Consider the following 23,184-nt stretch of genomic DNA (forward strand, 5'->3'; position numbering starts at 1 on the left):
TATGCAAGCTGGCGGGCGATCTTGCCCGCTTGGATCAGGCCGGCCGACGATCGCGGTTGTGCAGGCACCGTATCGCGGGACACGGGCGCTGGCCGAGTGGCGCGGTACCTTGGCTCGCGCGCGCCACCACGCAAGATCCCGCAGAAGCGCCAAAAAAAATCCGCCCATGACGGACGGCTGGAAGGAACGGGTTTACGGACGTTTAGACGTCCATAAAAATCATGCGATCAAGCTTTCAATGGGGCTCAAGCGCCTTGTTGACTGCGCTGACGAACTCCGGATCGACGCGGCCGATGGTGCTGGTGCGGGCGGCGATGCGGCCGTCGGTGTCGAGCAGGATCAGTTCGCTGCTGTGGTTGAAATCGCCATCGGGGAGCTGGCGGTATTGCAGGCCGAGCAGGGCCGCCAGCGGGCGGGCATCTTTCGGTTGCGGGCGGGCGAGCGTCCAGTAGCGCATGTCGAGCTTGCGCGCGGCGGCGTAGTGGCGCAGCGCATCCACGCTGTCGCGCTCGGGGTCGAAGCTCACCGCCAGCAGGGCCAGCTTGTCGCGGCCGGGCTCGGCCACGGCCTTGCGGGTGAGCTTCATGGTGTCCACGATCATCGGGCAGACCATGGTGCAGGAGGTGTAGATCATGCTGACCAGCTGCACCTGGCCACGGCGGGCGGCGAACGGTTGCGCGTGGCCGTCCTGGTCGGTGAGGGTGACGTGGAGCTGGTACACCGAATCGGCCGGCAGCGGCGTGGCGGCGAAGGCCTGGCCGGTCAGCAGCGACGCGATGAATAGCCACGGAGCAAGGCGTTTCATGGAAAGACCTCAGTCGGGTTTCGCACAGCGAAAGCCCATGTTGTTGGTGGTGTCCACCGCCTTCAGCGCGCTCAGCATGGCGATGCGCATCAAGGTGGCGTAGTTCTCTTTTTCCTGCATGCTGACGGCGCCGGCGCCGCAGAATTTCATCTTGTCGGCGCCGTCCTGGTCGCGGCTGTCGCTGCCCACCAGCAAGGCGTTGAAGTCGTCCACCCACTCCCACACCACGCCGTTGAGATCACGCACGCCGTGCACGTCGGGGGCACCGCCCACGACCGGCAGCGGCTGGCTGGACGGGCGGCTGTACCACTGCAGCACGCGCTCGCGCCAGGCCGGATCGCGGCGGGCGTCGGCGCGGCGGGCATCGGCCGCGGCGGCGTATTCCCATTCGTACCAGCTGGGCAGGCGGGCGTGCTCGCTTTCGCAGAAGGCCTGGGCGGCGAACCAGCTCACCCGCGTCACCGGCTGTTGCGGCAAGGCGTCGCCCAGCGCGTCGGGCGCGGCCCAGTGGCTGAGGTAGCGGCGGTCGGCGAAGACCGGGGCCACCTGGTCGCGCCGCCACTGCGGGTGGGTTTTCACGAAGGCCAGGAACTCGGCGTTGGTCACCGGCTCGGTGCGCAGGCGGAACGGCGCGATCTTCGCCGGTGCCGCCTTGCCGTCGGCGGGCAGCACGCTGGTGAACGTGCCGCCCGGCAGCGGGGCGTAGTCGGCCGCCGCCACCGGGCCGGCCAGCAGCGCGCCCAGCATCAGCAGCGGCAGCGGCCAGACGCGCATCCTCAGTGCTCCGGCGCCGGTGCGGGGGCCGGCTGGGCGCGGACCTTGGCCACCTCTTCCTTGGTGATCTGGCCGCCGGCGTTGTCCCAGCTGTTCAGCACGTAGGTGAGGATGTTGGCCACCTCGTCGTCGTTGAGCTGGCTCATCGGCGGCATCACCGAGTCGTAATCCACGCCGTTGACGGTGATCTTGCCGTGCAGGCCGTGCAGCGGGATCGAGATCAGGTGCTCGCGATCCTGCTTGGCGAGGTAATCGGACTTGGCCAGCGGCGGGAACACGTTGGTCATGCCCTTGCCGTCGGCGCCGTGGCAGACCGAGCAGGTACCGGTGAACAGCTGCTGGCCGGCCTTGACCTGCTCCTCCTTGGTCAGCGTGCCGGCGGCGTGCGCCTTGGCCGCCACACTCACCGCCTGGAGGTTGGGTTCGGCGCGGTCGCCCAGGTAGACCGAGTCCACCTCCTTGCCCGAATAGACCAGCTTGTTCTCCGGCCCGTCCACCTTGAGGATGCCCAGCGCACCCTTGTTGAAGGCGCGGAAGATCGAGTGGTCGACCAGCACGTAGCTGCCCGGCACGTCGGTGTGGAATTCGACGATGGCCGCGCCGCCGGCGGGGATCAGCGTGGTCTGCACGTTCGACTGCGGGTGGGTGCCGCCTTCCTGCTGCACGCGGTCGAAAATCTCGCCGATCACGTGGAAGCTGGAGATCAGGTTGGGGCCGCCGTTGCCCACGAACAGGCGCACGGTTTCGTTGGTCTTGGCGGTGAGCGCGTTGTCACCGGTGAGCGCGCCCTCGTGGCCGTTGAACAGCACGTAGGTGGGGTGCTCGTCGATGGCCTTGTCCATGTCGAACGGCTGGTGGCCCTTCTCGCGGTACTTGCCGGTGGTGTAGAAGTCGCCCTGCATCACGTAGTACTCGTGATCGACCTTGGGCAGCCCCTCCGGCGGCTCGACCAGGATCAGGCCGTACATGCCGTTGGCGATGTGCATGCCCACCGGCGCGGTGGCGCAGTGGTAGACGTAGATGCCGGCGTTGAGCGCCTTGAAGGTGAACTGCGAGGCATGCCCCGGCGCGGTGAAGCTCGACGCCGCGCCGCCACCGGGGCCGGTGACGCCGTGCAGGTCGATGTTGTGCGGCATCTTGCTGTCGGGCGCGTTCTTCAGGTGGAACTCCACCGTGTCGCCCTGGCGCACGCGGATGAAGCTGCCCGGCACGGTGCCGCCGAAGGTCCAGTAGGTGTAGCTGACGCCCTCGGAAATGGGCATCTCCTTCTCGATCACCTCCAGCTCCACGATGACCTTGGCCGGATAGTTGCGGTTGACCGGCGGCGGCACGTGCGGCGGGCTGGTGAGTACGGCGTGGATCGGCTCGCCCTGCGGCGGCCCGAAGCTTTCCGGCGGGGTGACGGCGGCCGCCGCGGCCGTGCCGAACGGGGCCTGGCTGGCGCCGTTGGCCGCGGGCTTTTCGGAGCAGGCCGCAAGGGCCATCAGGCCGGCGGCGGCGAGGATGAGTGACAGCTTTCGTGTCATGGCGCTTCGCTCTGTGGAGTTCGGCGCCAGCGTAGGCGATAACCGGATTGCAAATTTGACGTGCGTCAGTTTCCGGGACGGCTTTTGCCGACTGCGTCACCCTGCCACATCAGCCCGGCTTGCCGTCCCGTCGCGGCGTCAGGTAGATCCACGCCGAACGCAGCACCCAGGGCAGGAACGCCACCAGCCAGCCATAGGCGGCGATCACCAGCCACAGGTAGACGTCGCCACCCAGCTCGGCGCGCAGGCGCAGCAGCGTCACCACCTGCAGCAAGGCGAAACACAGCCACGCGATGGCGCCCATCTGCAGCGGCCGGCCGGAGTGGCCTTGGGTCACGCGGGTCACCATCGCCACCAGCATCGAGCCAAAATAGCCGACGCCCAGCGCGTGCAACGGCGCGCGCATGAACAGCAGCTCGCCCCGCGAGGCGTAGATCACGTCCTGCACCGCGTACAGCACGAACGCGATCGGCAGCCACGCGAACGACAGATGCAGCACTGCAAGAATGCCCGGGCGCATCGCCTTCCACGGCTGCCAGGCCACCGCGTGCCAGGCGAACACCAGCGCCAGCGGCACGTCCACCACCCAGCGCCAGGCCAGCAGCTCGCGCCACTCCATCAGCAGGTGCGCCAGCAGCAGCACCCACACCACCGGCAGGCTCCAGCGCGGGCGCACCACGTGGTAATCCTTCACCACGTTGCCGCTGAAGAACGGCAGCATGCGATGCGTCACGGTGAAAAAGATCGGCAGCAGCAGGCCGAACGTGCCGATGTGTATCGCCAGCCAGGCGCAGGTTTCCGGACCGCCGAACAGGTACACCAGGAACGCCACCAGCCCCACGCAACCCAGCATGAGCGCCAGCAGGCAGGACTTTGCGTGGTCGATGCGGTTGCTGGCCGCGCGCAGCACGCGGGCCAGGATGGTGGTGCCGACGAGGTAGCCGGCCAGCATCACCACGAAGCCGGCCTTGAGCAGCGCCGGCAGGCCGAGCAAACCCACGTTGGCCAGCACGTAGCCGCCAAACACCCCCGCCGCCACCGGCACGTAATGGCGGCGCGACAAGCCCGGCAGGTTCATCCAGCGCGGAAACACGGTCAGCAGGAAGCCGAACATGAACAGCGGAAACAGCCCGTACTGGATCACCATCGCATGCCCCCAGCCCGGCGGGATCGACGGCTGCGGCCAGTTGCCCAGGCCGAAGCGCATCCAGGTCAGCTCCACCGCCCACCACGCCATGCTCAGCAGGACCGCGATGGCGCCGGCCAGGAACAGCAGCCGGTGCGGCGCCGAGCTGAGCAGGGCGGGCAGTTCGGCGAAGGTCGCCGGCTTGGCATCGGGGGTGCGCGATCGGGCCATGGGGCATCTCGAATGAGAATGATTTGCACATGGTGACAGATCGGCACGCCGCGGGGCATTGACCTGCATCAGCGCGCCTGTGCGCTTGTGCCGCACCCGCCCATGGACCGGCATTGACCACGATCAACACCGGCCCCCGTGATGCGGCGCAGCCTGCCACTCACATCCACATGGAGACACGACCATGGGCAGACTGAGCGGCAAGGTGGCACTGGTAACCGGTGGCGCGTTGGGTATCGGGGCGGCGTGCGTGACACGGATGATCGAGGCCGGCGCGAAAGTGGCCATCGTGGACCTGCACGACGACGCCGGCCGGGCGCTGGCCGCGCAGCACGGCGACAGCGCCCGCTATGTCCACGCCGACGTGTCGGTGGAGCCCGAAGTGGCCGCGGCGATCGCCGCCACGGTGGAAGCGTTTGGACGTCTGGACGTCCTGGTCAACAACGCCGGCATCGCCGGGCCGAACAAGCCCACGCACGAGCTCACCGAGGCCGAATGGGACCGGGTGCAGGCGATCAACGTGAAGGGCGTGTTCTTCGGCACCAAGCACGCCATCGCGCCGCTGCGGGCGGCCGGTGGCGGCAGCATCATCAACCTGTCCTCGATCTACGGCCTGGTCGGCGCGCCGGACCTGCCGCCGTATCACGCCTCCAAGGGCGCGGTGCGGCTGATGAGCAAGACCGACGCGCTGCTGTATGCCGCCGACCGCATCCGGGTCAACTCGATCCACCCCGGTTTCATCTGGACCCCGCTGGTCGAGCAGCACATTGCCTCGATGGGCGGCGACCCGGTACAGCACCGGCGCGAGACCGGCGCGCTGCACCCGCTGGGCCACATGGGCGAGCCGGACGACATCGCCTGGGCCGTCGTCTATCTGGCTTCCGACGAATCGAAATTCGTGACTGGCAGCGAGCTGGTCATCGATGGCGGCTACACCTGCCGCTGATTACTCCAACCCGTGAGGAGTTCGCCATGTTCAAGCGCATCCTGCTGCCCATCGACGGTTCCGAACTGTCGCTGCGCGCCGTCGACGTCGGCGTGGAACTGGCCGCCAAGGTGGGCGCCAGCGTCTACGCCTTCCACGTGATCGCCCCCTTGCCTGCATCCGCCTATGCGGCCCAATTCATCCAGGTCGATCCCGAATACACCATCGAAGCCAGCGCCGCCGCCGAACGCTACCTGGCCGAGGTGCACGAGCGGGCCAAGGCGGCCGGCGTCGCCTGCCACAGCAGCTACCAGACCGACGCACGCCCCTACGCCGCCATCGTGGAAGTGGCCCGCAAGCACGAGTGCGACCTGATCGTGATGGCCTCGCACGGCTGGCGCGGCTTCGACCGCCTGCTGCTGGGCAGCGAGACGCACAAGGTGATCCTCAACGGCGACGTGCCGGTACTGGTTTGCCGCTGAGCAACAGCCAGCGGCCAGGCGACATGGACGCGAAGGCCGCGCCGCCCGCCCACCGCGGCCTCGACCCGGCCGAGGCGGCGCGCCGGTTGGCCGCCCACGGCCCCAACCTGCTGCCGGGCAACGCGCCGCGCGGCATGCTGGCGATCATCGGCGGGGTGCTCACCGAGCCGATGTTCCTGATGCTGCTGGTCGCCGGCGGCCTGTACCTGGCATTGGGCGACCGCGCCGAGGCGGCGTTCCTGCTGTCGTTCGTGTTCGTGGTGATCGGCATCACGCTGGCGCAGGAGCGCAAGACCCAGCGCGCGCTGGAATCGCTGCGCGAGCTGTCGGCGCCGCGCGCGCTGGTGATCCGCGGCGGCGAGGAAACCCGCGTGTCCGGCCGCGAGGTGGTGGTCGGCGACCTGCTGGTATTGCACGAAGGCGACCGCATCGCCGCCGACGCGCTGCTGCTGGACGGCCATCTCGACGTCGACGAACGCTGCTCACCGGCGAGGCCGTGCCCGTCACCAAGCTCCCCGGTGAAGACACGGGCCAGCTGTTCGCCAGCACCGTGGCGACCAAGGGCGTCGGCGTCGCCGAGGTCCGCGCCATCGCCAGCGCCACCGCGGTGGGCCGCATCGGGGAGGCGCTGGCCACGACGGTCGAGCCGGTGTCGGGCCTGCAGCGCGCCTCGCGCCGGCTGATCCGCAACCTCACCGTCGGCGGCCTGCTGCTGGCCGCGGCATACACGCTGCTCGGCTGGCTGTGGGACGGCCACGGCCTGCTCGAGAGCGTGCTCGCCGGCATCGCGCTGACCATGGCGATCCTGCCGGAAGAGATCCCGGTGATCCTCACCGTGTTCCTGGCGCTGGGCGCGTGGCGGATCTCCAGGCACAAGGTGCTGACGCGCCGCGTGCCCGCGGTGGAAGCGCTGGGCGCGATCTCGGTACTGGCGGTGGACAAGACCGGCACGCTGACCCAGAACCGCATGCGGGTGGCCGAGTTGCGCCTGCCCGACGGCAGCGCGCACGACCGGGATGCACGCGAACTGCCCGAGCCGTTCCACGCGCTGGTCGAGTTCGCCATGCTGGCCACGCCGGCCGATCCGTTCGACCCGATGGAGAAGGCGATCCAGCAGTTCGGCCTGCACTGGCTCACCGGCACCGAGCACGTGCATGCCGAGTGGGCGCCGGAGATCGAGTACGCGCTGTCGCCGGAGATCCTGGCGATGACCCACGTGTTCCGCGGCGACGCGCGCGACACCCACCTGCTGGCCACCAAGGGCGCGCCGGAGGCGGTGATCGACCTGTGCCACCTGGCCGCCACTGACGCGGCGGCCATCCTGCGCCAGGTCGAGGGGATGGCCGAGCGCGGCCTGCGCGTGCTCGGCGTGGCCCGCGGCGAGTGGCACGGCGAAGCGTGGCCGCAAAGCCAGCACGACTTCGACTTCCGCTTCCTCGGCCTGCTCGGCTTCGTCGACCCGCCGCGCCCCGAAGTGCCGGCGGCGATCGCCGAATGCCGCAGCGCCGGCATCCGCATCGTCATGATGACCGGCGACCACCCGGCCACCGCGCGGGCGATCGCGCGCGAGGTGGGCTTGAGCGAGCGCGCCGAGGTGATCACCGGCGTGGAAATGGCTGCACTGGACGACGCCGCGTTGCGCGAACGCCTGCATCGCGTCGACCTGTGCGCGCGGCTCAAGCCGGAGCAGAAACTGCGCCTGGTGCAGCTGCTGCGCGAAGGCGGCGAGGTGGTGGCGATGACCGGCGACGGCGTCAACGACGCTCCCGCGCTGAAGGCCGCCGACGTCGGCATCGCGATGGGCGAGCGCGGCACCGACGTGGCGCGCGAGGCGGCCGCGCTGGTGCTGCTGGACGACAGCTTCGCCAGTATCGTCGGCGCGATCCGCCAGGGCCGGCGCATCTATGACAACATCACCAAGGCCACCCGCTTCGTGTTCGCCGTGCACATGCCGATCATCGCGCTGGCGCTGGTGCCGACCCTGCTGCACTGGCCGGTGCTGCTGATGCCGGTGCACATCGTGCTGCTGGAGCTCGTGATCGACCCGGCGTGTTCGGTGGTGTTCGAGGCTGAGCCCGCCGACGAGGGCATCATGCGGCGACCGCCGCGCGCGCCGTCGGACTCCCCGTTCGCCGCGGCCAACCTGCGCTACGCGGTGATCCAGGGGCTGGGCTTTGCCGGCATCCTGCTGCTTGGCTTCGGCTTGCTGACCGGCTGGGGCGTGGAGGCCGCGCACAGTCGCAGCGCGGTGTTCATCGCGCTGATCGTGGGGCTGTTCCTGCTGACACTGGCCAACCGCGACCTGGCGCATCCCGCGCTGGCCCGCCAGCGGGCGCGCAACCCGTGGCTGCCGCGGATGTTCGGCGGCGTCGCCGCGATGCTGGCGGTGGTGATCGGCCTGCCCTTCTTCCGGCACGTCATGGGACTGTCCCTGCCGAACGCCTCCCTGCTGCTGGCCAGCGGCGGCATGCTGCTGGCCGCCCTCGCCTGGCTGGAGCTGCTGGGCCGGGTGACGCGTCCGCGCGCAAGCGCGTTGCCGGCGCATTGACGCGCCGCCGCGCCACAGGCGATATCTTCATCATGCCGGCCCGCCCTCACCCACCTCATACCGGCGCAACGGAGGCCACGCCATGACCAGCCCGCCTGCCGACACCGCCGCCGCGCGCGACGCCACGCCGGACGACCGTGCGGTGGGTGCCCGCACGCCGCCAGACATGCCGATGCCCGACGGTAGCGGGCAGTCGCTGCTGCAGCGTGCGCGCCGGCTTGGCCCGATCCGCATGGCGGTGGTTCACCCCTGCGATGCCACCAGCCTGGCGGCGGCCCTGGACGCAAGCCGCGACGGCCTGATCGAGCCGCTGCTGGTTGCGCCGCGCGCAAAACTCGAGCGCGTGGCGCGGGAGGCCGCGCTCGACCTTGCCGGCATCCCCATCGACGACGTACCCCACAGCCACGCGGCGGCGGCCATGGCGGTGGCACTGGCCGCCGCCGGCCACATCGATGCCCTGATGAAAGGCAGCCTGCACACCGACGAATTGATGGCCGCGGTGGTGGCGGCCAGCTCCGGCCTGCGCACGGCGCGGCGCATCTCGCATGGCTACCTGATGCATGCGCCGGCTTACCCGCGCCCGTTCATCATCACCGATGGCGCGGTCAACATTGCGCCGACGCTGGAGGACAAGGCCGACATCGTGCGCAATGCCGTCGACCTGGCGCACATCCTGGGCGTGACGCTGCCGCACGTGGCCATCCTGGCCGCGGTGGAGACGGTCAACCCGCGCATGCAGGCCACGCTGGATGCAGCCGCCCTGTGCAAGATGGCCGACCGTGGCCAGATCACCGGCGCCGTGCTGGATGGCCCGCTGGCCTTCGACAACGCGATATCCGCCGCCGCCGCGAAGATCAAGGGCATCGCCTCGCCGGTGGCCGGCCGCGCCGACATCCTGCTGGTGCCCGACCTGGAGAGCGGCAACATGCTGGCCAAGCAGCTGGAATACCTCGGCGGCGCCACCAGCGCCGCGGTGGTGATGGGCGCGCGCGTGCCGATCGTGCTGACCAGCCGCGCCGACTCGCGCCAGTCGCGCATCGCCTCGTGCGCGCTCGCCGTGCTGGTCGCCCACCGCTACCGGCTCAGCCCGCCATGAACGACCGCGACGATGATCCGCTGATCCTGGTGTTGAACTGCGGTTCGTCCAGCATCAAGTTCGCGCTGTTCGACGCGGGCGCGACGCCGCTGCCACGCACACCGGCGTGGAGCGGCAAGGTCGAAGGCATCACCGGCGATGCCCCGCAGTTCAGCGAAAGCGGCGGCGCCACCGCGACGCTGGCGCTGGACCGCGAGCGCCCCTACCCGGCGGCGCTGGCCTATCTGCGCAAGCGCATCGAGGCGCGGCTGGATGGCCGGCGCATCGTGGCCATCGCGCACCGCGTGGTGCACGGCGGCAGCAAATACTTCGAGCCGGTGCGCGTCGACGCGGCCGTGCTGGCCGACCTGAAAAGCTACATCCCGCTGGCGCCGCTGCATCAGCCGTTCGCGCTGGAGGCGATCGACGCGCTGCTGGCCGAACGACCATCGTTGCCGCAGGTGGCCTGCTTCGACACCGCCTTCCACCAGTGCATGCCGACGGTCGAGAAGATGCTGCCGCTGCCGCGCTCGGCGTGGGATCAGGGCCTGCGCCGCTACGGTTTCCACGGCCTGTCCTACGCCTACCAGGCGCAGGTGCTGGGCGAGCGCCACGGCGACGCCGCACGCGGCCGCACCATCGTGGCCCACCTGGGCAACGGCGCCAGCCTGTGCGCGATGCGCAACCTGCACAGCGTCGCCACCACGATGGGCTTCTCGGCGCTGGACGGGCTGATGATGGGCACGCGCTGCGGCGCGCTGGACCCCGGTGCGCTGATCTACCTGATGGAGATTCGCAAGCTCTCGCTCGAACGGGTGGGCCACATGCTGTACCACGAGTCCGGCTTGCTCGGTGTTTCCGGCGTGTCGTCCGACCTGCGCGAGCTGCTGCCGCGCGAAAGCGAAGAACCGGTGCGCGAGGCACTGGCCTTGTACGTGCGCAGCATCGTGCGTGAGGTGGGCGCGCTGGTGGCGACGCTGGGTGGACTGGACATGCTGGTGTTCACCGCCGGCATCGGCGAGCACCAGCCGCTGATCCGCGAACGCGTCTGCGCCGGGCTGGATTTTCTCGGCGTGGCGATCGACCCGGACGCGAATGCCACCCACGCCGCGGTCATCTCCAGCGCCGCGAGCCGGGTGCGGGTGGTGGTGGAAGCCACCAACGAGGAATGGGTGGCCGCGACCGCGGCGGCCACACTGACCCGCTCCTAGGCCAGCATGCCGGCCTCCGGCGCGCCCCAGGTCCAGTGGCGGATCTCCGGCAGGTCCTCGCCGTTCTGGTCGATGTACTGCTTGTGCTCGATCAGCTTGTCCAGCAGCTTCTGCTTCAGGTACACGCCACGCTCGCCCGCCTGCGGCACGCGGTTGATCACGTTGATGACCAGATGGAAGCGGTCCAGCGCGTTCAGCACCGTCATGTCGAACGCGGTGGTGATGGTGCCCTCCTCCTTGTAGCCGTGCACATGCAGGTTGGCGTGGTTGCTGCGCCGGTAGGTCAGCCGGTGCACCAGGCTCGGGTAGCCGTGGAAGGCGAAGATCACCGGCTTGTCGCGGGTGAACAACTGGTCGAAATCGTCGTCGTCCAGCCCGTGCGGATGCTCGCTGGGCGACTGCAGCTTCATCAGGTCGACCACGTTGACCACGCGCAGCTTCAGCTGCGGCAGGTAGCGGCGCAGGATCGACACTGCCGCCAGCGTCTCCAGCGTGGGCACGTCGCCCGCGCACGCCATCACCACGTCCGGTTCGCCGTGCTGGTCGTTGCTGGCCCAGGGCCAGACGCCGATGCCGCGGCTGCAATGCCGCTGCGCGGCCTCCATCGCCAGCCATTGCGGCGCCGGATGCTTGCCGGCCACTACCACGTTGACGTAGTGCCGGCTGCGCAGGCAGTGGTCGACCACCGACAGCAGGCAGTTCGCGTCCGGCGGCAGGTACACCCGCACGATCTCCGCCTTCTTGTTGACCACGTGGTCGATGAAGCCGGGGTCCTGATGGGTGAAGCCATTGTGGTCCTGCCGCCACACGTGCGAGGCCAGCAGGTAGTTCAGCGAGGCGAGCGGGCGCCGCCACGGGATCGCGGCGGTCATCTTCAGCCACTTGGCGTGCTGGTTGAACATCGAGTCGACGATGTGGATGAACGCCTCGTAGCAATTGAACAGGCCGTGTCGCCCGGTCAGCAGATAACCTTCCAGCCAGCCTTCGCACTGGTGCTCGCTGAGCATCTCGACCACCCGGCCCTGGGGCGCGAGGAACTCGTCGTGCGGCTCCAGCGCGGCCTGCCACTGGCGGGTGGTGGCCTCGAACACCGCGGCCAGGCCGTTCGATATCGTCTCGTCCGGCCCGAACACGCGGAAGTTGCGCGAGGGCTCGTTCAGGCGGATCACGTCACGCAGGAACGGTCCCAGCGCGCGCGTATCACCGCTGCCGCGCACGCCAGGCTGCGGCACCGCGACCGCGTAGTCGCGGAAATCCGGCAGCAGCAGGTCGCGCAGCAAGAGGCCGCCATTGCTGTGCGGGTTAGCGCTCATGCGGCGCGTGCCGCCTGGCGCCAGCGCGGCCCATTCCGGGCGGAAGCGGCCGCGCTCATCAAACAGCTCCTCCGGCCGGTAGCTGCGCAGCCACGCCTCCAGCTGCTGCAGGTGTTCCGGCGGGCTGCTCGCCGATATCGACAGCGGCACCTGGTGCGCACGGAAGCTGCCTTCGTTTGGCCGTCCATCCACCATCGCCGGACCGGTCCAGCCCTTGGGCGAATCGAGCACGATCATCGGCCAGCGCGGCCGCGTGCGAACGCCGCCCTCGCGCGCGTCGCGCTGGATCTGCCGGATCTGCGCCACCACCGCATCCAGCGCCGCCGCCATCGCCCGATGCATGGGTTCGCTCTCGCTGCCGGACACCACATGAGGCGTCCAGCCGTAGCCGCGCAGCAGTTGTTCCAGTTCCTCGCGCGGGATACGGGCCAGCACCGTGGGGTTGGCAATCTTGTAGCCGTTCAAGTGCAGGATCGGCAGCACCGCGCCGTCGCCGACCGGGTCCAGGAACTTGTTCGAATGCCAGGCCGTGGCCAGCGGGCCGGTTTCCGCCTCGCCGTCGCCGATGACACAGGCGGCGATCAGGCCGGGGTTGTCGAACACCGCGCCGAACGCATGGCTGAGCGAGTAGCCCAGTTCGCCGCCCTCGTGCAGCGAGCCGGGGCATTCCGGCGAGGCGTGGCTGGGAATCCCGCCGGGAAAGGAAAACTGCTTGAACAGCCGCTGCAAGCCGGCTTCGTCCTGGCTGACCTGCGGATAGACCTCGCTGTACGTCCCGTCGAGGTACGCGTTCGCCACCACCGCGGGGCCGCCGTGGCCGGGGCCGGAGAGGTAGATCATGTCCAGGTCGTACTGCCGGATCGCACGGTTCAGGTGTGCGTAGATGAAGTTCTGGCCCGGCGTGGTGCCCCAGTGGCCGAGCAGCATGCGCTTGATGTGCGCCAGCGCCAACGGTTCGCGCAGCAGCGGATTCGCCCGCAGGTAGATCTGTCCGACCGAAAGATAATTTGCCGCGCGCCACCAGGCGTCGATCGCCCGCAACTGACTGGCGTCAATGGGCTGCTGATGTGGAAGGTCGATCATCATCGTCGCTCCGTCCCGACATGCGCGAGGCTGCCTGGAGGCAGTATGTACACGATGGCGGGTGAAATTTGATGCAGCACGTTGTCGCATGCCACGCCCCCGAACCGCCCGACCGGAAACGTCCATGACCCACCGCAGGAACACCGAGGACGGCGGCGCCGAAAAGCCGCTCTGGGCCAACCTGAGCGCCGGACTGGTGACCGGCGCGGCGGACGACGACCCCAGTGGCATCGCCACGTACTCGCAGGTGGGCGCCGCGTTCGGCTACGGCATGCTGTGGTGCATCGCGGTGACCATGCCGCTGATGATCGCGATCCAGGCGGTGAGCGCCGGCATCGGCCGCGTCACCGGCCACGGCCTGATGGACGGCATGCGCAAGCACTACCCGCACCCGCTGGTCTACGCGTTGACGGCGCTTCTGGTGATCGCCAACGTCATCAACCTGGCGGCGGACATCGGCGCGATGGGCGCCTCGCTGGCACTGCTCATTGGCGGGCCGGCGCTGATCTATGCCGCGGGGTTCGCCCTGTTGTCGCTGGTGCTGCAGGTGTTCATTCCGTTCACCCGCTACGCGCCGATCCTGAAGCTGCTCACCCTCAGCCTGTTCGCCTACGTGGCCACCGTGCTGGTCATCGACGTGCCGTGGCTGGCCGTGCTCAAGAGCCTGGTGCTGCCGCCCATCACGTGGAACGCGTCGTATGCCGTTGGCCTGGTCGCCTTGCTCGGCACCACCATCAGCCCCTACCTGTTCTGCTGGCAGGCGGCGCAGGAGGTCGAGGAAATGGATTCGAGCAAACGCCGCAAGCCGTTGCGCCGGGCCCCGCGCCAGGCGCCCAGCGCCTTGCGCCGCATCGGCATCGACACCACGGTCGGCATGATCTTCTCCAACCTGATTTCCTTTTTCATCATTCTTGCCGCCGCGGTCGTGCTGCACGCCAACGGCAAGGTCGACATCCAGACCTCCGCCGAAGCCGCCGCAGCATTGCGGCCACTGGCGGGCGAGCTGGCCTTCGCGCTGTTTGCCGCCGGCATCATCGGCACCGGTCTGCTGGCCGTGCCGGTGCTGGCCGGCGCCACGGCGTACGCCGCCGCCGGCGCCTTCGGCCAGCGCAGCGGGCTGGAGTACAAGCCGGGCAATGCCCGATTCTTCTATGGCGTGCTGGTCGTCGCCAGCCTCGCCGGCATCGCGTTGAACCTGACGCCACTCGATCCGGTCAAGGCGCTGTACTGGAGTGCGGTGGTCAACGGCGTGACTGCCGTGCCGCTGATGACCGTGATGATGCTGATGGGTTCGCGGCGCAAGGTCATGGGCAAGTTCACGATGCCGTGGCCGCTGAAGATTTTCGGCTGGCTGGCTACCGCGGCGATGGCTGCGGCGGCGCTGACCATGTTCGTCACCTGGGGGCAATGACGGCACTCGCGCCTTGCCACACCACTTCAACGTCACATCCGCCCGTCGGACCCGGCAGTACACTGCGCGGGCGATTCGCAAACCCACTCACATCCACGGGAGCAAACGCCATGTTGACCCTGATCGATGGACTTCCGGACCACGTCATCGGCATCCGCATCACCGACAAGCTGCGCGCGGAGGATTACGAAACGCAGCTCATCCCGCTGATCAACGAGAAGCTGGCAAAGCATCGCAAACTCGACTTGCTGTGCTGCTTCGAGGGCGAATGGAAGGGCATGGAGGCCGGCGCGGTGTGGCAGGACCTGCGGCTGGGCCTGGGTCGGATCGGGCACTGGGCGCGCCTGGCGATCGTCAGCGACATCGGCTGGATGGAGAACGCGGTCAAGCTGTTCAGCGTGTTCTCGCCCGGCGAACTGCGCCACTTCGACAGCGATGACTACGCCAAGGCCAGGGACTGGGTCTGCGAAAGCGCTCGCGCCCGCATCGGCATCGCGCTCGATGCGGACAGCGGCATCCTGGTGCTGGAACCGGCCACCGACAAGGCGCTGAGCGAAGACGATTTCGAGGCCGTTGGCAAGACGATCGACAGCTACCTCGAAAGCCACGACCGGTTGCGCGGCATCATGATCCACAGCCGGCGATTTCCCGGCTGGCAGGGTATCGGCGCGCTGTTTGCGCACCTGCAGTTCGTCAGCCGCGTGCACGACAAGATCGACCGCCTGGCCGTGGTCACCAGCAGCCCGCTGGGATCGTTCGCCGACCGCGTGCTCGACCCGCTGATGCTGGCCAAGGTGCGCAAGTTCGACTACGACGAGCGCGAACAGGCCATGGCCTGGCTGAAGGACGGATAGGGTCGATCACGGCAGGCCGCAGGCGCTGGCCGACCTCGCTGACCGCGCGTACCAGAGGGGCATCCACAACGTCAGGGCAACGCCCTCGGCCGCTCCAGCGCCGCAAGCAAGGGCGCGTCGCGCCGGTAGATGTCCGGGCGGAAACCGATGCGGCCGTTGTCGTGCAGGTCCACCGTCCAGTACGCCAGCAACAGCGTCACCGGACGGGCCAGGGTCACGTTCTGCGTCTTGCCGGTGTCGATGGCGCGGTCGATGGCGTCGCGGCTCCAGCGCGCCGGATCGTCCAGCAGCAGCTCGGCCAGCTCGCGCGGGCGCTCCACCCGGATGCAGCCGGAGCTGTTGGCGCGCTGCGGATGGGCGAACAACTCCTGATGCGGCGTGTCGTGCAGGTAGACGGCATAGTCGTTGGGAAAGCGGATGGCCAGACGGCCCAGCGAATTGTGCGGCCCGGCGTCCTGGCGCAGCACGATGCCGCGCGGGTTGGCCCAGTCCACGCTGGCTGGCGCCAGTTCGCGGCCCTGGCCATCCAGCACGCGCAGATGGTTGGCGGCAAGGTAGCCGCGGTTCCGCCGCACCTTCGGCAACACGTCGTTCTTCAGGATGGTGGGCGGCACGGTCCAGGTGGGGTTGAGCGTGAGGTAGGTGATCTTCGACTTGAACGCCGGCGTGCTGCGATACGGCTTGCCCACCTGCACGCGCGAGCGCCAGACCGGCTTGCCGTCGCGGTAATAGGCGATGCGGTAGCCGGCGATATCCACCATCACGAAATCACCGTGCAACTGGTGCAGCAGCCAGCGTGCGCGCTCCAGGTTCACCCGCAGCTGGTCGATGCGCGCAGCCGCCGGCACGTTCAGCGCCGCGCGCGTGGCCGGGTCGAGCTGGCCGTCGACGGTGAGGTACTGCTCGGACTGGAACTGCCGCAGCGCCTGTTCGGTTGTCGCGTCGTAGTCGTCGGACGGGCCTGCATCGGCAGCGCCATCGACGGGCGACGGCAGGTAGCCCGCCACCCGCAGCCGACGGCGCAGGGCGGGGACGCGTGCGTCGCGCATGCCCGGTTTCAGCGTGGGCCCGTCCGGGATCGGCGCCCAGTCAGCTTGCGTGGGCACCTCACGCCAGCGCGCCAGCGCGCTGCGCAGCTCGTCATACAACGGGTTTTGCGGCCGCGCCTGCGCGAACAAGGACGCCAGCTGCCCGTTCGCCAGCGCGTCGCGCACGGCCTGCACGCCCTGCCCCGGCGCCGGCTGGCGCGGCTCGAAATTCCAGTGCGTGTCCAGCGAGGCGGGGTCCACCTTGCCGCGATAAAGATCGACCAGCGCGGTGAGGCAGGCCTGGGTGGCCAGCAGGTCGAAGCTCGCGCGCTGCATCGGCGTGGCCTGCGGATCGGCCAGCGCCGCACGCTGGCGCAGCAGCTCGTGCAGGGCGTAATCGGCCGGATCGAGGCCGTCGGCGCCCATGCCGCGCAACGCCGCCAGCAAGTCATCGACGTCGGCGGCGCGCGTCCAAGCCGGCGCAAAATCCCCCAGCGCGTAGAACTGCGCCCGCGCCTTGTCCAGGCCGGTGGCGGGCGCGCCGGTCACCGGTTGCAGTTGCTGGCGTATCGACGCCGCCACGGGATCGGCCGGCTGTGCCGCCGCCGGTCGCCCGTGCAGGCCGGTGAACACGAGCAGCAGCATGACGATCAATCGCAGGCGTGAGGGCATGGTGTCTCCCTTCGAGGTTCAATCGCGTGCCGCCATCATCACGTTGGGCGGTGAAAGCGGCAAACGCCCGGATTCCGCGGCAAGGCCGGGATGCCGTTCACGCCGCCCCGGAGGGGCGAAGAGGCAATGCGTCAGGCATAACCGGGCATGTGCGGCGCGGTGCCGGCCACGTGGGGAAGGCTCACGCTGACCTGGGCGCCACCCAGCGCGGAGCGGCCGAACGCCAGCTCGCCATGGTGCAAGCTGGCGATCGCGCGGGCGATGGACAAGCCCAGCCCGCTGCCTTCGCCCACGCGGCCTTCGGCGCGATGGAAGCGCTCGCCCAGCCGCGCGATGTCGTCGTCGGCGAAACCGGCACCGCTGTCGTTCACCTGCAGCACGACGCGCCCGGCGTGGCCGCCGACACGCACGTTGACCTGGCCATGGTCGGGCGTATGGCGCAGCGCGTTGTCCAGCAGGTTCTGCACCAGAATGCCGAGCAGGCCGGGGCTGCCCAGCACGAAGTCGTTGCCGTCATGGTCCAGCGACAGCTCGATCGAGCGCGCCGCCGCCTGTTCGCTGGCCCCGCGCAATGCGGGCTCGACCACGCCGGCCAGGCGCAGCGGGCCGGCATCGTCCAGTTCGGCCAGCTTCTCCACCCGCGCCAGCATCAGCAATTGCGCCACCAGCCGCTGCATCCGGTCCAGTGCCTGCTGCGCACGGCGCAGGTGCAGGCCGCGACCGGCAGCGTCGTCGCTGCCGCCGGCCAGGTCCAGCTCCAGCCGCAGTGCCGCCAGCGGGTGGCGCAGTTCGTGGGCGGCGTCGGCGGTGAAGCGGCGTTCGTGCTCCAGGCTGCGCTGGAGCCGCTCGACCAGCCGGTCGATCGCCTCGGTGAATGGCGCCAGTTCGACCGGCACCTGCGCGTCGGTGAGTGGTGCGGCGGTGGCGCGGGCGGGCAGTTGGCGGCTCAGCCGACGCAAAGGTTTCAGGCCGCTGCGCAGGCCGGCAAACACGATCGGCGGCACCAGCACCAGCAGGCCGAGCAGACCCAGCAGGGCCGGTGCCAGCAGCTTGCGCATCAGCTCGTCGCGCTCGTCCAGCGGCGCGCCCACCTGGATCCAGTAGCGATGCCGCGCATCCCAGCGCTGAAACACCCGCCAGCGGCGGCCATCGTGGGTGACCGCATGGAAATGCGCGTCGCCCGGATCGAAGCGCAACGCGGGCAACTCGGTGCTGTCCACCCGCCGTTCGCCGCGGGCGTCGCGCAGCACGATGGCCGGCCGCTGGGCGGTGTCGTCCGAACCCACCAGCTTCTTGTCCGGCAGACGCACCGCGCCCGAGGCGGCGTCGTCGGGCATCACCGCGAACACGCTGGCGGCGGTGCGCACCAGCATCTGGTCGAAGATCTCGTCCACCTCGTGCAGGCTGCGCCAGGCAACCGAACCGGCGGCGATCGACCAGACCAGCACGATGCCGACCACCAGCCGCAGCACCAGCCGCCGGTTGAGCGAGGGGCGGATCACGGGGGTGGGCCGTCGGGGTGATTGATCGCGTAACCGATGCCGCGCAAGGTGCGGATCCAGCCCGGCCCGAGCTTGTGGCGCAGGTGATGGACGTGCACTTCCACTGCATTGCTGGCCACTTCCTGATCCCAGCCGTACAGCGCTTCCTCAAGCTGGTCGCGCGAATAGGCGCGGCCGGGATGCCGCACCAGGGTTTCCAGCAGCGCGTATTCGCGCGCGGTCAGCTCCAATGGCGTATCGGCCAGCGTGGCGCTGCGCGCGGCGGGAGTGACTTCCAGCGCACCCAGGCGGATTGCCGGTTCCACCTGGCCGTCGGCGCGGCGCAGCAGGGCGCGCAACCGCGCCGCCAGTTCGTCCAGGTGCACCGGCTTGACCACGTAGTCGTCCGCACCGGCATCCAGCCCGGCCACGCGATCGGCCAGCTCGTCGCGCGCAGTCAGCAGCAGTACCGGGGTGGCGTCATGGCGTCGGCGCATGCCGGCGATGATCGCCGGGCCGCTGCTGCGCGGCAGGTTCCAGTCCAGGATCGCCGCGGCATACGTCGTGTCGGCCAGTGCAGCGGCGGCCTGGTTGCCGTCGGTGATCCAGTCCACCGCATGGCCGTGCTGGCGCAGGCCGTCGGCCAGCGCCTGCCCCAGTGCCCGGTCGTCCTCGGCTAGCAGGATGCGCATGGCTTCATTCTTGTCGCGCGCTCGTGCGGCCCACTTGACCTGCAGCAAGTGGCGCGGGCTTTTCGCCGCCTGCGGCATCCTGCCCCAGCGCGCGCTTGCGGCCGTGGATCATTGCCGCAACCAGGTTCTCGCCGTAATGCACGCTCTCGCCCACCGCGGCCAGCACGTGCAGCACCACCAGACCCAGCACACCGTAGGCCAGCGCCTCGTGCAGGTCCTCCAGCCACGGCGTGCCGAAGAACGCGTCGGTGGTTTGCAGCCAGCCGCTGACGGCCACCAGCAACACGCCGACCATCAGTGCCAGGATCATCACCGCCGCGGCCGGGTTGTGCCCCAGCTGCCGGTGCGAGCGCCCGGCCAGGCGCTCGCGCAGGTAGACGCGCACCCGGCGCGGGCCGGGCACCCAGTCGCTGAAGCGCGCATGCCGCGTGCCGATCCAGCCCCACACGAAACGCACGGCAAGCAGGACCAGGATGGCGTAGCCGAAACCGCGGTGGACCAGCTCGCCCTCCTCGGTGAAAAAGTTGGCGAGGAACAAACCCGCCAGCGACCAGTGGAATACGCGAACCAGCGGGTCCCACACCTTGACCATGGCCTTCATGGGCTTGTCCTCGCTCGGGGTCAGGGGATGGTCAGCCGCCCTTCTTCTTGACGATGCGGCCGTCGGTGGGGTCGAAGTAGATCTCCACGTTCCTGCCCGCCTTGTCCTTGCCGTAGATCTCGTAGCAGTTGCCCGAGACCTGGAACACCTTGATGGTGTAACCCTGGTCGAGCACCTTCTGCTTCATCGCCGCTTCGGTCAGCCACTGCGCACGCGGCGCGCTGGTGCATTGCGGTGCGGCCAGGGCGGACGCCGACAGAACGCCGGCGGCGAGGAACAACGGGACGATGACGATGCGCTTCATGGTGTGTCTCCGGTATCGGCAGGATGGCCTTGGGAAACATTGCAACCGCGAAGGCTTATGCGGGTCTTAAGGCGCAACCACGGCGCTGGCTGCCGATACCGACGTGGCCATCGCCGCCCGGTCACGCCCCGCGCGCTTGGCCTCGTACAAGGCCGCGTCGGCACGCTCGATCAGGTCGGTGGCGCTGTCGCCCACCGTGGCCTGGGCCACGCCGATGCTGACGGTGACGGCGCGCTGCGGCCACGCGAACGCGCGAAACGCACGCAGGATGCGCGCGGCCGCCTCGCCGGCGGCGGCGGCGTCCGTATCCGGCAGGAGCAGGGCAAACTCCTCCCCGCCATAGCGCGCGGCCACGTCCGACGGCCGCACCGCCGTGCGCAACAACTTGCCGGTGACGCGCAGCACCTGGTCGCCGGCGAGATGGCCGAAGTCGTCGTTGAAGGTCTTGAACCGGTCCAGGTCGAGCATCAGCAGCGAGAAAACCGCATCGCGCTCGCGCTGCCCGCGCAGCAGGCTGGCCAGTGCGTCGTCGAAAGCGCGCCGGTTGGCCAGGCCGGTGAGGGCATCGGTGCCGGCGTCATTGCGCAGCAGCGCCGACTCCATGCGCTGGCGCTCCAGCTTGTCCAGCAGGCTTGCCACCCACCACACCAGCCCGGCCACGGCGCCGCCACTGCTCAGCGCCACCAGGGCAAGCGCCAGCGTTTCGGGCAGGCCCAACAGCGACTGCGACACCTCGAACACGAACAGGAAAAGCACCGGCAGCAGCAACGAGGGCAACAACAAACGCCGTGCCAGGGCGCCACCGAACGTATCGGCGGTGGCGACGCGCGTGAGTCCGGTGGCCGGCGTGGACGAAAGCCAGCCCAGCACCATCAGCAACAGCATCAGCAAGGTCTGCAGCGGCACCTGCTCGAACGGCCCGCTGATGCTGCCGGCCAGGGCCACGGCGTAGGAGGCCAGGCCGGTCACCACGATGGCCAGCAGCACCAACGCGATGATCTCGCGCAGGTACAGGCAGCGCTGCAGCGACACCAGCAAGCCCAAAGCGCCAAGCAGCGCCAGCGCGATGGCCACGGGCACGGCCATGCGCGCGCGCGGCGCGCGGGAGGCCGGGTCATCGAACAGGTGATCGATACCTGCATCCACCGACCACAGGTGCTCGCCCAGCGTGGCCAGGCCGATACCCATGACGGCCAGCGACAACCACGTGCCGGCATGCCACCGCACTGGCGCCAGGCCCTGCGCCAGCAGCGCCGCGCCGGACAGCACGAAGGCCAGCGCCGCATTCGGCGTCATCGCGTGCGGCCCGTGCGCCAGCGTGGTCAGCAGCGGCAGTTGCCAGCACCAGCCGGCCAGCACCACGAGGGCGCTGGCGCCCACCACCACGGCGGCGAAGCGCGAGAACAGCACGAAGCCGCGGACCGCGCCGGCATTCTGGTGGAACGGCACTGCAATCATGTGACTCGCTGTCCTGGAGAGATGCCTGGTCGCCGCGGGGCGCGCCACGTTCCGCCAGCGGCGCGCCAGAGGGAAATATCGGCCGGGAACCGTGCAAGTTGACGCCAGTCAGGCCGGCCTGTGCCTTTCCCTGCCACAGTGCCGCTGCCAACGTCGAAATCGACCGCACCCGGAGCGCCTACAACATGATCATCTACAGCTGCCACGGCGCGGCCAAGCAGGTTACCGGTTCCTGCCACCTGGTCACCTGCAACGACCGCCGCGTGCTGATCGACTGCGGCATGTTCCAGGGCAGCGAGGAGGTGGAACGGGCCAATGCCGAACCGTTCGGCTTCGACCCGGCCAGCATCGACGTGCTGCTGCTCACCCACGCGCACCTGGACCATTGCGGGCGCATCCCGCTGCTGGTGCGCCGCGGTTTCCGCGGCCGCATCCTCACCACGGCGGCCACCCGCGAGCTGGCGCGGGTGGTGATGCTGGACGCCGCCGGCCTGCAGGAGGAGGACGCGCGCCGCGCACAGCGCAACAACCGTCGCGACGAGGCGGTGGCGCCGCCGCTGTACACGCTGGACGACGCGCTGCACGCCCAGGATTTCTTCGGCCCGGATGCCGGCTACGACGTCGCCGTGCCCGTGGTGGAGGGAATCAGCGCGCGCTTCCTGGACGCGGGCCACATCCTCGGCTCGGCCTCGATCCTGCTGGAGCTGGACGACGGCAAGCAGCAACGGCGCATGCTGTTCTCCGGCGACCTGGGCAACCCCGGCCGCCCGCTGCTGCGCGACCCGACGGGCGCGCCGCCGGCCGACTACGTGGTGATGGAGTGCACCTATGGCGACCGCCCGCACCGCTCGGTGCCCGATTCGGTCGACGAGATGTACCGGGCGATCCGCGACACCGTGAACCGGCGCGGCAACGTGGTGATTCCCACCTTTGCGCTGGAGCGCACGCAGGAGCTGCTCTACTACCTGCATCGCGGACTGCGCGAGGGCGCGATCCCGGCGCATGTGCGCGTTTTCCTGGATTCGCCGATGGCGATTTCCGCCACGGAGATCTTCCGCCGCCACCCGGAATGCTTCGACCAGCGCTTCCTGGATGAACTGGAGCATGGCGACCCCTTCGCCATGCCCGGCCTGCATTTCACCCGCGAGACCGCCGAGTCGATGGCGATCAACAACGTCGACGGCGGCGCGATCATCCTGGCCGGCTCGGGCATGTGCAACGGCGGCCGCGTGCGTCACCATCTCAAGCACAACCTGTGGCGCGAGCGCTGCAGCGTGGTGTTCGTCGGCTACGCGGCGGAGGGCACGCTGGCGCGCCGGATCATCGACGGCGCGCCCAGTGTGCGCGTGTTCAACGAGGAGATCCCGGTGCGCGCGCAGGTGTGGACCATCAACGGCTTCTCCGCCCACGCCGACCGGCCCTCGCTGCTGGCCTGGCTGGGCGATGCGCCGCGGCGCACGGTGTTCCTGGTGCATGGCGAATACGGCCGCGGCATGCAGGTGATGCGCGAGGTGCTCGAAGCGCGCGGCTTCAGCTGCCAGCTGCCCGGTATGCACGAGCCGATCAAGATCGACTGAGCGCCGG

General features: G+C 69.4%; 18 protein-coding genes and 1 pseudogene. 8 read left to right on the forward strand and 11 right to left on the reverse strand.

The features are described from left to right. Window positions 1–235 precede the first annotated feature (235 nt). The 4 genes from ABD017_RS12300 to ABD017_RS12315 form a co-directional block, all read right to left on the reverse strand. Entirely contained in the window at window positions 236–805 is a 570-nt protein-coding gene (locus tag ABD017_RS12300; protein ID WP_343883041.1) for an SCO family protein, read from the reverse strand. Window positions 806–814: 9 nt separating this feature from the next. After that, complete coding sequence (locus ABD017_RS12305) at window positions 815–1,579, reverse strand: formylglycine-generating enzyme family protein (RefSeq protein WP_343883042.1); 765 nt, start codon at window positions 1,577–1,579, stop codon at window positions 815–817. A gap of 2 nt (window positions 1,580–1,581) precedes the next feature. Further along, window positions 1,582–3,105, reverse strand: coding sequence for a copper-containing nitrite reductase (gene nirK, locus ABD017_RS12310; RefSeq protein ID WP_343883043.1), 1,524 nt, complete (start codon window positions 3,103–3,105; stop codon window positions 1,582–1,584). A gap of 109 nt (window positions 3,106–3,214) precedes the next feature. Continuing rightward, window positions 3,215–4,462, reverse strand: coding sequence for an NnrS family protein (locus ABD017_RS12315; protein WP_343883044.1), 1,248 nt, complete (start codon window positions 4,460–4,462; stop codon window positions 3,215–3,217). Between the two features lie 184 nt (window positions 4,463–4,646). Here ABD017_RS12315 and ABD017_RS12320 point away from each other — a divergent pair, with 184 nt between their 5' ends. The 5 genes and pseudogenes from ABD017_RS12320 (at window position 4,647) to ABD017_RS12340 (ending at window position 10,703) form a co-directional block, all read left to right on the forward strand. Beyond that, a complete protein-coding gene (locus tag ABD017_RS12320) occupies window positions 4,647–5,408 on the forward strand; it encodes a glucose 1-dehydrogenase (protein WP_343883045.1) in 762 nt (253 codons plus the stop codon). Between the two features lie 26 nt (window positions 5,409–5,434). Continuing rightward, the gene (locus tag ABD017_RS12325; protein ID WP_343883046.1) at window positions 5,435–5,869 is read left to right on the forward strand and encodes a universal stress protein; all 435 of its coding nucleotides are present in this window, start codon (window positions 5,435–5,437) and stop codon (window positions 5,867–5,869) included. 110 nt (window positions 5,870–5,979) lie between these two features. Next, a pseudogene (locus tag ABD017_RS12330) lies at window positions 5,980–8,417 on the forward strand (cation-translocating P-type ATPase); the annotation flags it as partial. A gap of 82 nt (window positions 8,418–8,499) precedes the next feature. Further along, window positions 8,500–9,513, forward strand: coding sequence for a bifunctional enoyl-CoA hydratase/phosphate acetyltransferase (locus ABD017_RS12335; protein WP_425543725.1), 1,014 nt, complete (start codon window positions 8,500–8,502; stop codon window positions 9,511–9,513). After that, window positions 9,510–10,703 (forward strand): acetate/propionate family kinase, encoded by a 1,194-nt coding sequence (locus ABD017_RS12340; protein ID WP_343883047.1) that lies wholly within the window; start codon window positions 9,510–9,512, stop codon window positions 10,701–10,703. The genes ABD017_RS12335 and ABD017_RS12340 overlap by 4 nt, the downstream gene beginning before the upstream one ends. Here the strand turns inward: ABD017_RS12340 and ABD017_RS12345 are convergent. After that, a complete protein-coding gene (locus ABD017_RS12345) occupies window positions 10,700–13,099 on the reverse strand; it encodes a phosphoketolase family protein (protein ID WP_343883048.1) in 2,400 nt (799 codons plus the stop codon). The two genes, ABD017_RS12340 and ABD017_RS12345, sit on opposite strands and share 4 nt — an antisense overlap. Before the next feature lie 124 nt (window positions 13,100–13,223). Between ABD017_RS12345 and ABD017_RS12350 the strand changes: the two genes are divergently transcribed. Both ABD017_RS12350 and ABD017_RS12355 read left to right on the forward strand, forming a co-directional pair. Beyond that, the gene (locus ABD017_RS12350; RefSeq protein WP_343883049.1) at window positions 13,224–14,510 is read left to right on the forward strand and encodes an NRAMP family divalent metal transporter; all 1,287 of its coding nucleotides are present in this window, start codon (window positions 13,224–13,226) and stop codon (window positions 14,508–14,510) included. A gap of 110 nt (window positions 14,511–14,620) precedes the next feature. Next, window positions 14,621–15,364 carry a SpoIIAA family protein gene (locus ABD017_RS12355; RefSeq protein ID WP_343883050.1) on the forward strand — a complete coding sequence of 248 codons (744 nt, stop codon included), beginning with the start codon at window positions 14,621–14,623 and terminating at the stop codon, window positions 15,362–15,364. Between the two features lie 71 nt (window positions 15,365–15,435). On the opposite strand, the gene ABD017_RS12360 is transcribed toward ABD017_RS12355, so the two are convergent. From ABD017_RS12360 to ABD017_RS12385, 6 genes are all read right to left on the reverse strand, one after another. After that, window positions 15,436–17,064 (reverse strand): L,D-transpeptidase family protein, encoded by a 1,629-nt coding sequence (locus tag ABD017_RS12360; protein ID WP_343883051.1) that lies wholly within the window; start codon window positions 17,062–17,064, stop codon window positions 15,436–15,438. 131 nt (window positions 17,065–17,195) lie between these two features. Beyond that, complete coding sequence (locus ABD017_RS12365) at window positions 17,196–18,566, reverse strand: ATP-binding protein (RefSeq protein WP_343883052.1); 1,371 nt, start codon at window positions 18,564–18,566, stop codon at window positions 17,196–17,198. Beyond that, window positions 18,563–19,237 (reverse strand): winged helix-turn-helix domain-containing protein, encoded by a 675-nt coding sequence (locus tag ABD017_RS12370; protein WP_343883053.1) that lies wholly within the window; start codon window positions 19,235–19,237, stop codon window positions 18,563–18,565. The genes ABD017_RS12365 and ABD017_RS12370 overlap by 4 nt, the downstream gene beginning before the upstream one ends. A 4-nt stretch (window positions 19,238–19,241) precedes the next feature. Further along, complete coding sequence (locus tag ABD017_RS12375) at window positions 19,242–19,838, reverse strand: cytochrome b/b6 domain-containing protein (protein ID WP_343883054.1); 597 nt, start codon at window positions 19,836–19,838, stop codon at window positions 19,242–19,244. A gap of 31 nt (window positions 19,839–19,869) precedes the next feature. Next, complete coding sequence (locus tag ABD017_RS12380; RefSeq protein ID WP_343883055.1) at window positions 19,870–20,142, reverse strand: PepSY domain-containing protein; 273 nt, start codon at window positions 20,140–20,142, stop codon at window positions 19,870–19,872. A 66-nt stretch (window positions 20,143–20,208) separates the two neighbouring features. Then, entirely contained in the window at window positions 20,209–21,600 is a 1,392-nt protein-coding gene (locus ABD017_RS12385; RefSeq protein ID WP_343883056.1) for a GGDEF domain-containing protein, read from the reverse strand. Between the two features lie 185 nt (window positions 21,601–21,785). Here ABD017_RS12385 and ABD017_RS12390 point away from each other — a divergent pair, with 185 nt between their 5' ends. Beyond that, a complete protein-coding gene (locus ABD017_RS12390; protein ID WP_343883057.1) occupies window positions 21,786–23,177 on the forward strand; it encodes an MBL fold metallo-hydrolase in 1,392 nt (463 codons plus the stop codon). Window positions 23,178–23,184 lie beyond the last annotated feature (7 nt).

This window comes from Rhodanobacter caeni (genome assembly GCF_039523575.1).
Lineage (GTDB): Bacteria > Pseudomonadota > Gammaproteobacteria > Xanthomonadales > Rhodanobacteraceae > Rhodanobacter > Rhodanobacter caeni.

Coding starts and splice junctions, on each gene's coding strand:
- ABD017_RS12380 (WP_343883055.1), bottom strand. CDS start 20,142: ATGAAGCGCATCGTCATCGTCCCGTTGTTCCTCGCCGCCGGCGTTCTG.
- nirK (WP_343883043.1), bottom strand. CDS start 3,105: ATGACACGAAAGCTGTCACTCATCCTCGCCGCCGCCGGCCTGATGGCC.
- ABD017_RS12340 (WP_343883047.1), top strand. CDS start 9,510: ATGAACGACCGCGACGATGATCCGCTGATCCTGGTGTTGAACTGCGGT.
- ABD017_RS12335 (WP_425543725.1), top strand. CDS start 8,500: ATGACCAGCCCGCCTGCCGACACCGCCGCCGCGCGCGACGCCACGCCG.
- ABD017_RS12360 (WP_343883051.1), bottom strand. CDS start 17,064: ATGCCCTCACGCCTGCGATTGATCGTCATGCTGCTGCTCGTGTTCACC.
- ABD017_RS12315 (WP_343883044.1), bottom strand. CDS start 4,462: ATGGCCCGATCGCGCACCCCCGATGCCAAGCCGGCGACCTTCGCCGAA.
- ABD017_RS12320 (WP_343883045.1), top strand. CDS start 4,647: ATGGGCAGACTGAGCGGCAAGGTGGCACTGGTAACCGGTGGCGCGTTG.
- ABD017_RS12325 (WP_343883046.1), top strand. CDS start 5,435: ATGTTCAAGCGCATCCTGCTGCCCATCGACGGTTCCGAACTGTCGCTG.
- ABD017_RS12345 (WP_343883048.1), bottom strand. CDS start 13,099: ATGATCGACCTTCCACATCAGCAGCCCATTGACGCCAGTCAGTTGCGG.
- ABD017_RS12370 (WP_343883053.1), bottom strand. CDS start 19,237: ATGCGCATCCTGCTAGCCGAGGACGACCGGGCACTGGGGCAGGCGCTG.
- ABD017_RS12350 (WP_343883049.1), top strand. CDS start 13,224: ATGACCCACCGCAGGAACACCGAGGACGGCGGCGCCGAAAAGCCGCTC.
- ABD017_RS12355 (WP_343883050.1), top strand. CDS start 14,621: ATGTTGACCCTGATCGATGGACTTCCGGACCACGTCATCGGCATCCGC.
- ABD017_RS12390 (WP_343883057.1), top strand. CDS start 21,786: ATGATCATCTACAGCTGCCACGGCGCGGCCAAGCAGGTTACCGGTTCC.
- ABD017_RS12305 (WP_343883042.1), bottom strand. CDS start 1,579: ATGCGCGTCTGGCCGCTGCCGCTGCTGATGCTGGGCGCGCTGCTGGCC.
- ABD017_RS12375 (WP_343883054.1), bottom strand. CDS start 19,838: ATGAAGGCCATGGTCAAGGTGTGGGACCCGCTGGTTCGCGTATTCCAC.
- ABD017_RS12300 (WP_343883041.1), bottom strand. CDS start 805: ATGAAACGCCTTGCTCCGTGGCTATTCATCGCGTCGCTGCTGACCGGC.
- ABD017_RS12385 (WP_343883056.1), bottom strand. CDS start 21,600: ATGATTGCAGTGCCGTTCCACCAGAATGCCGGCGCGGTCCGCGGCTTC.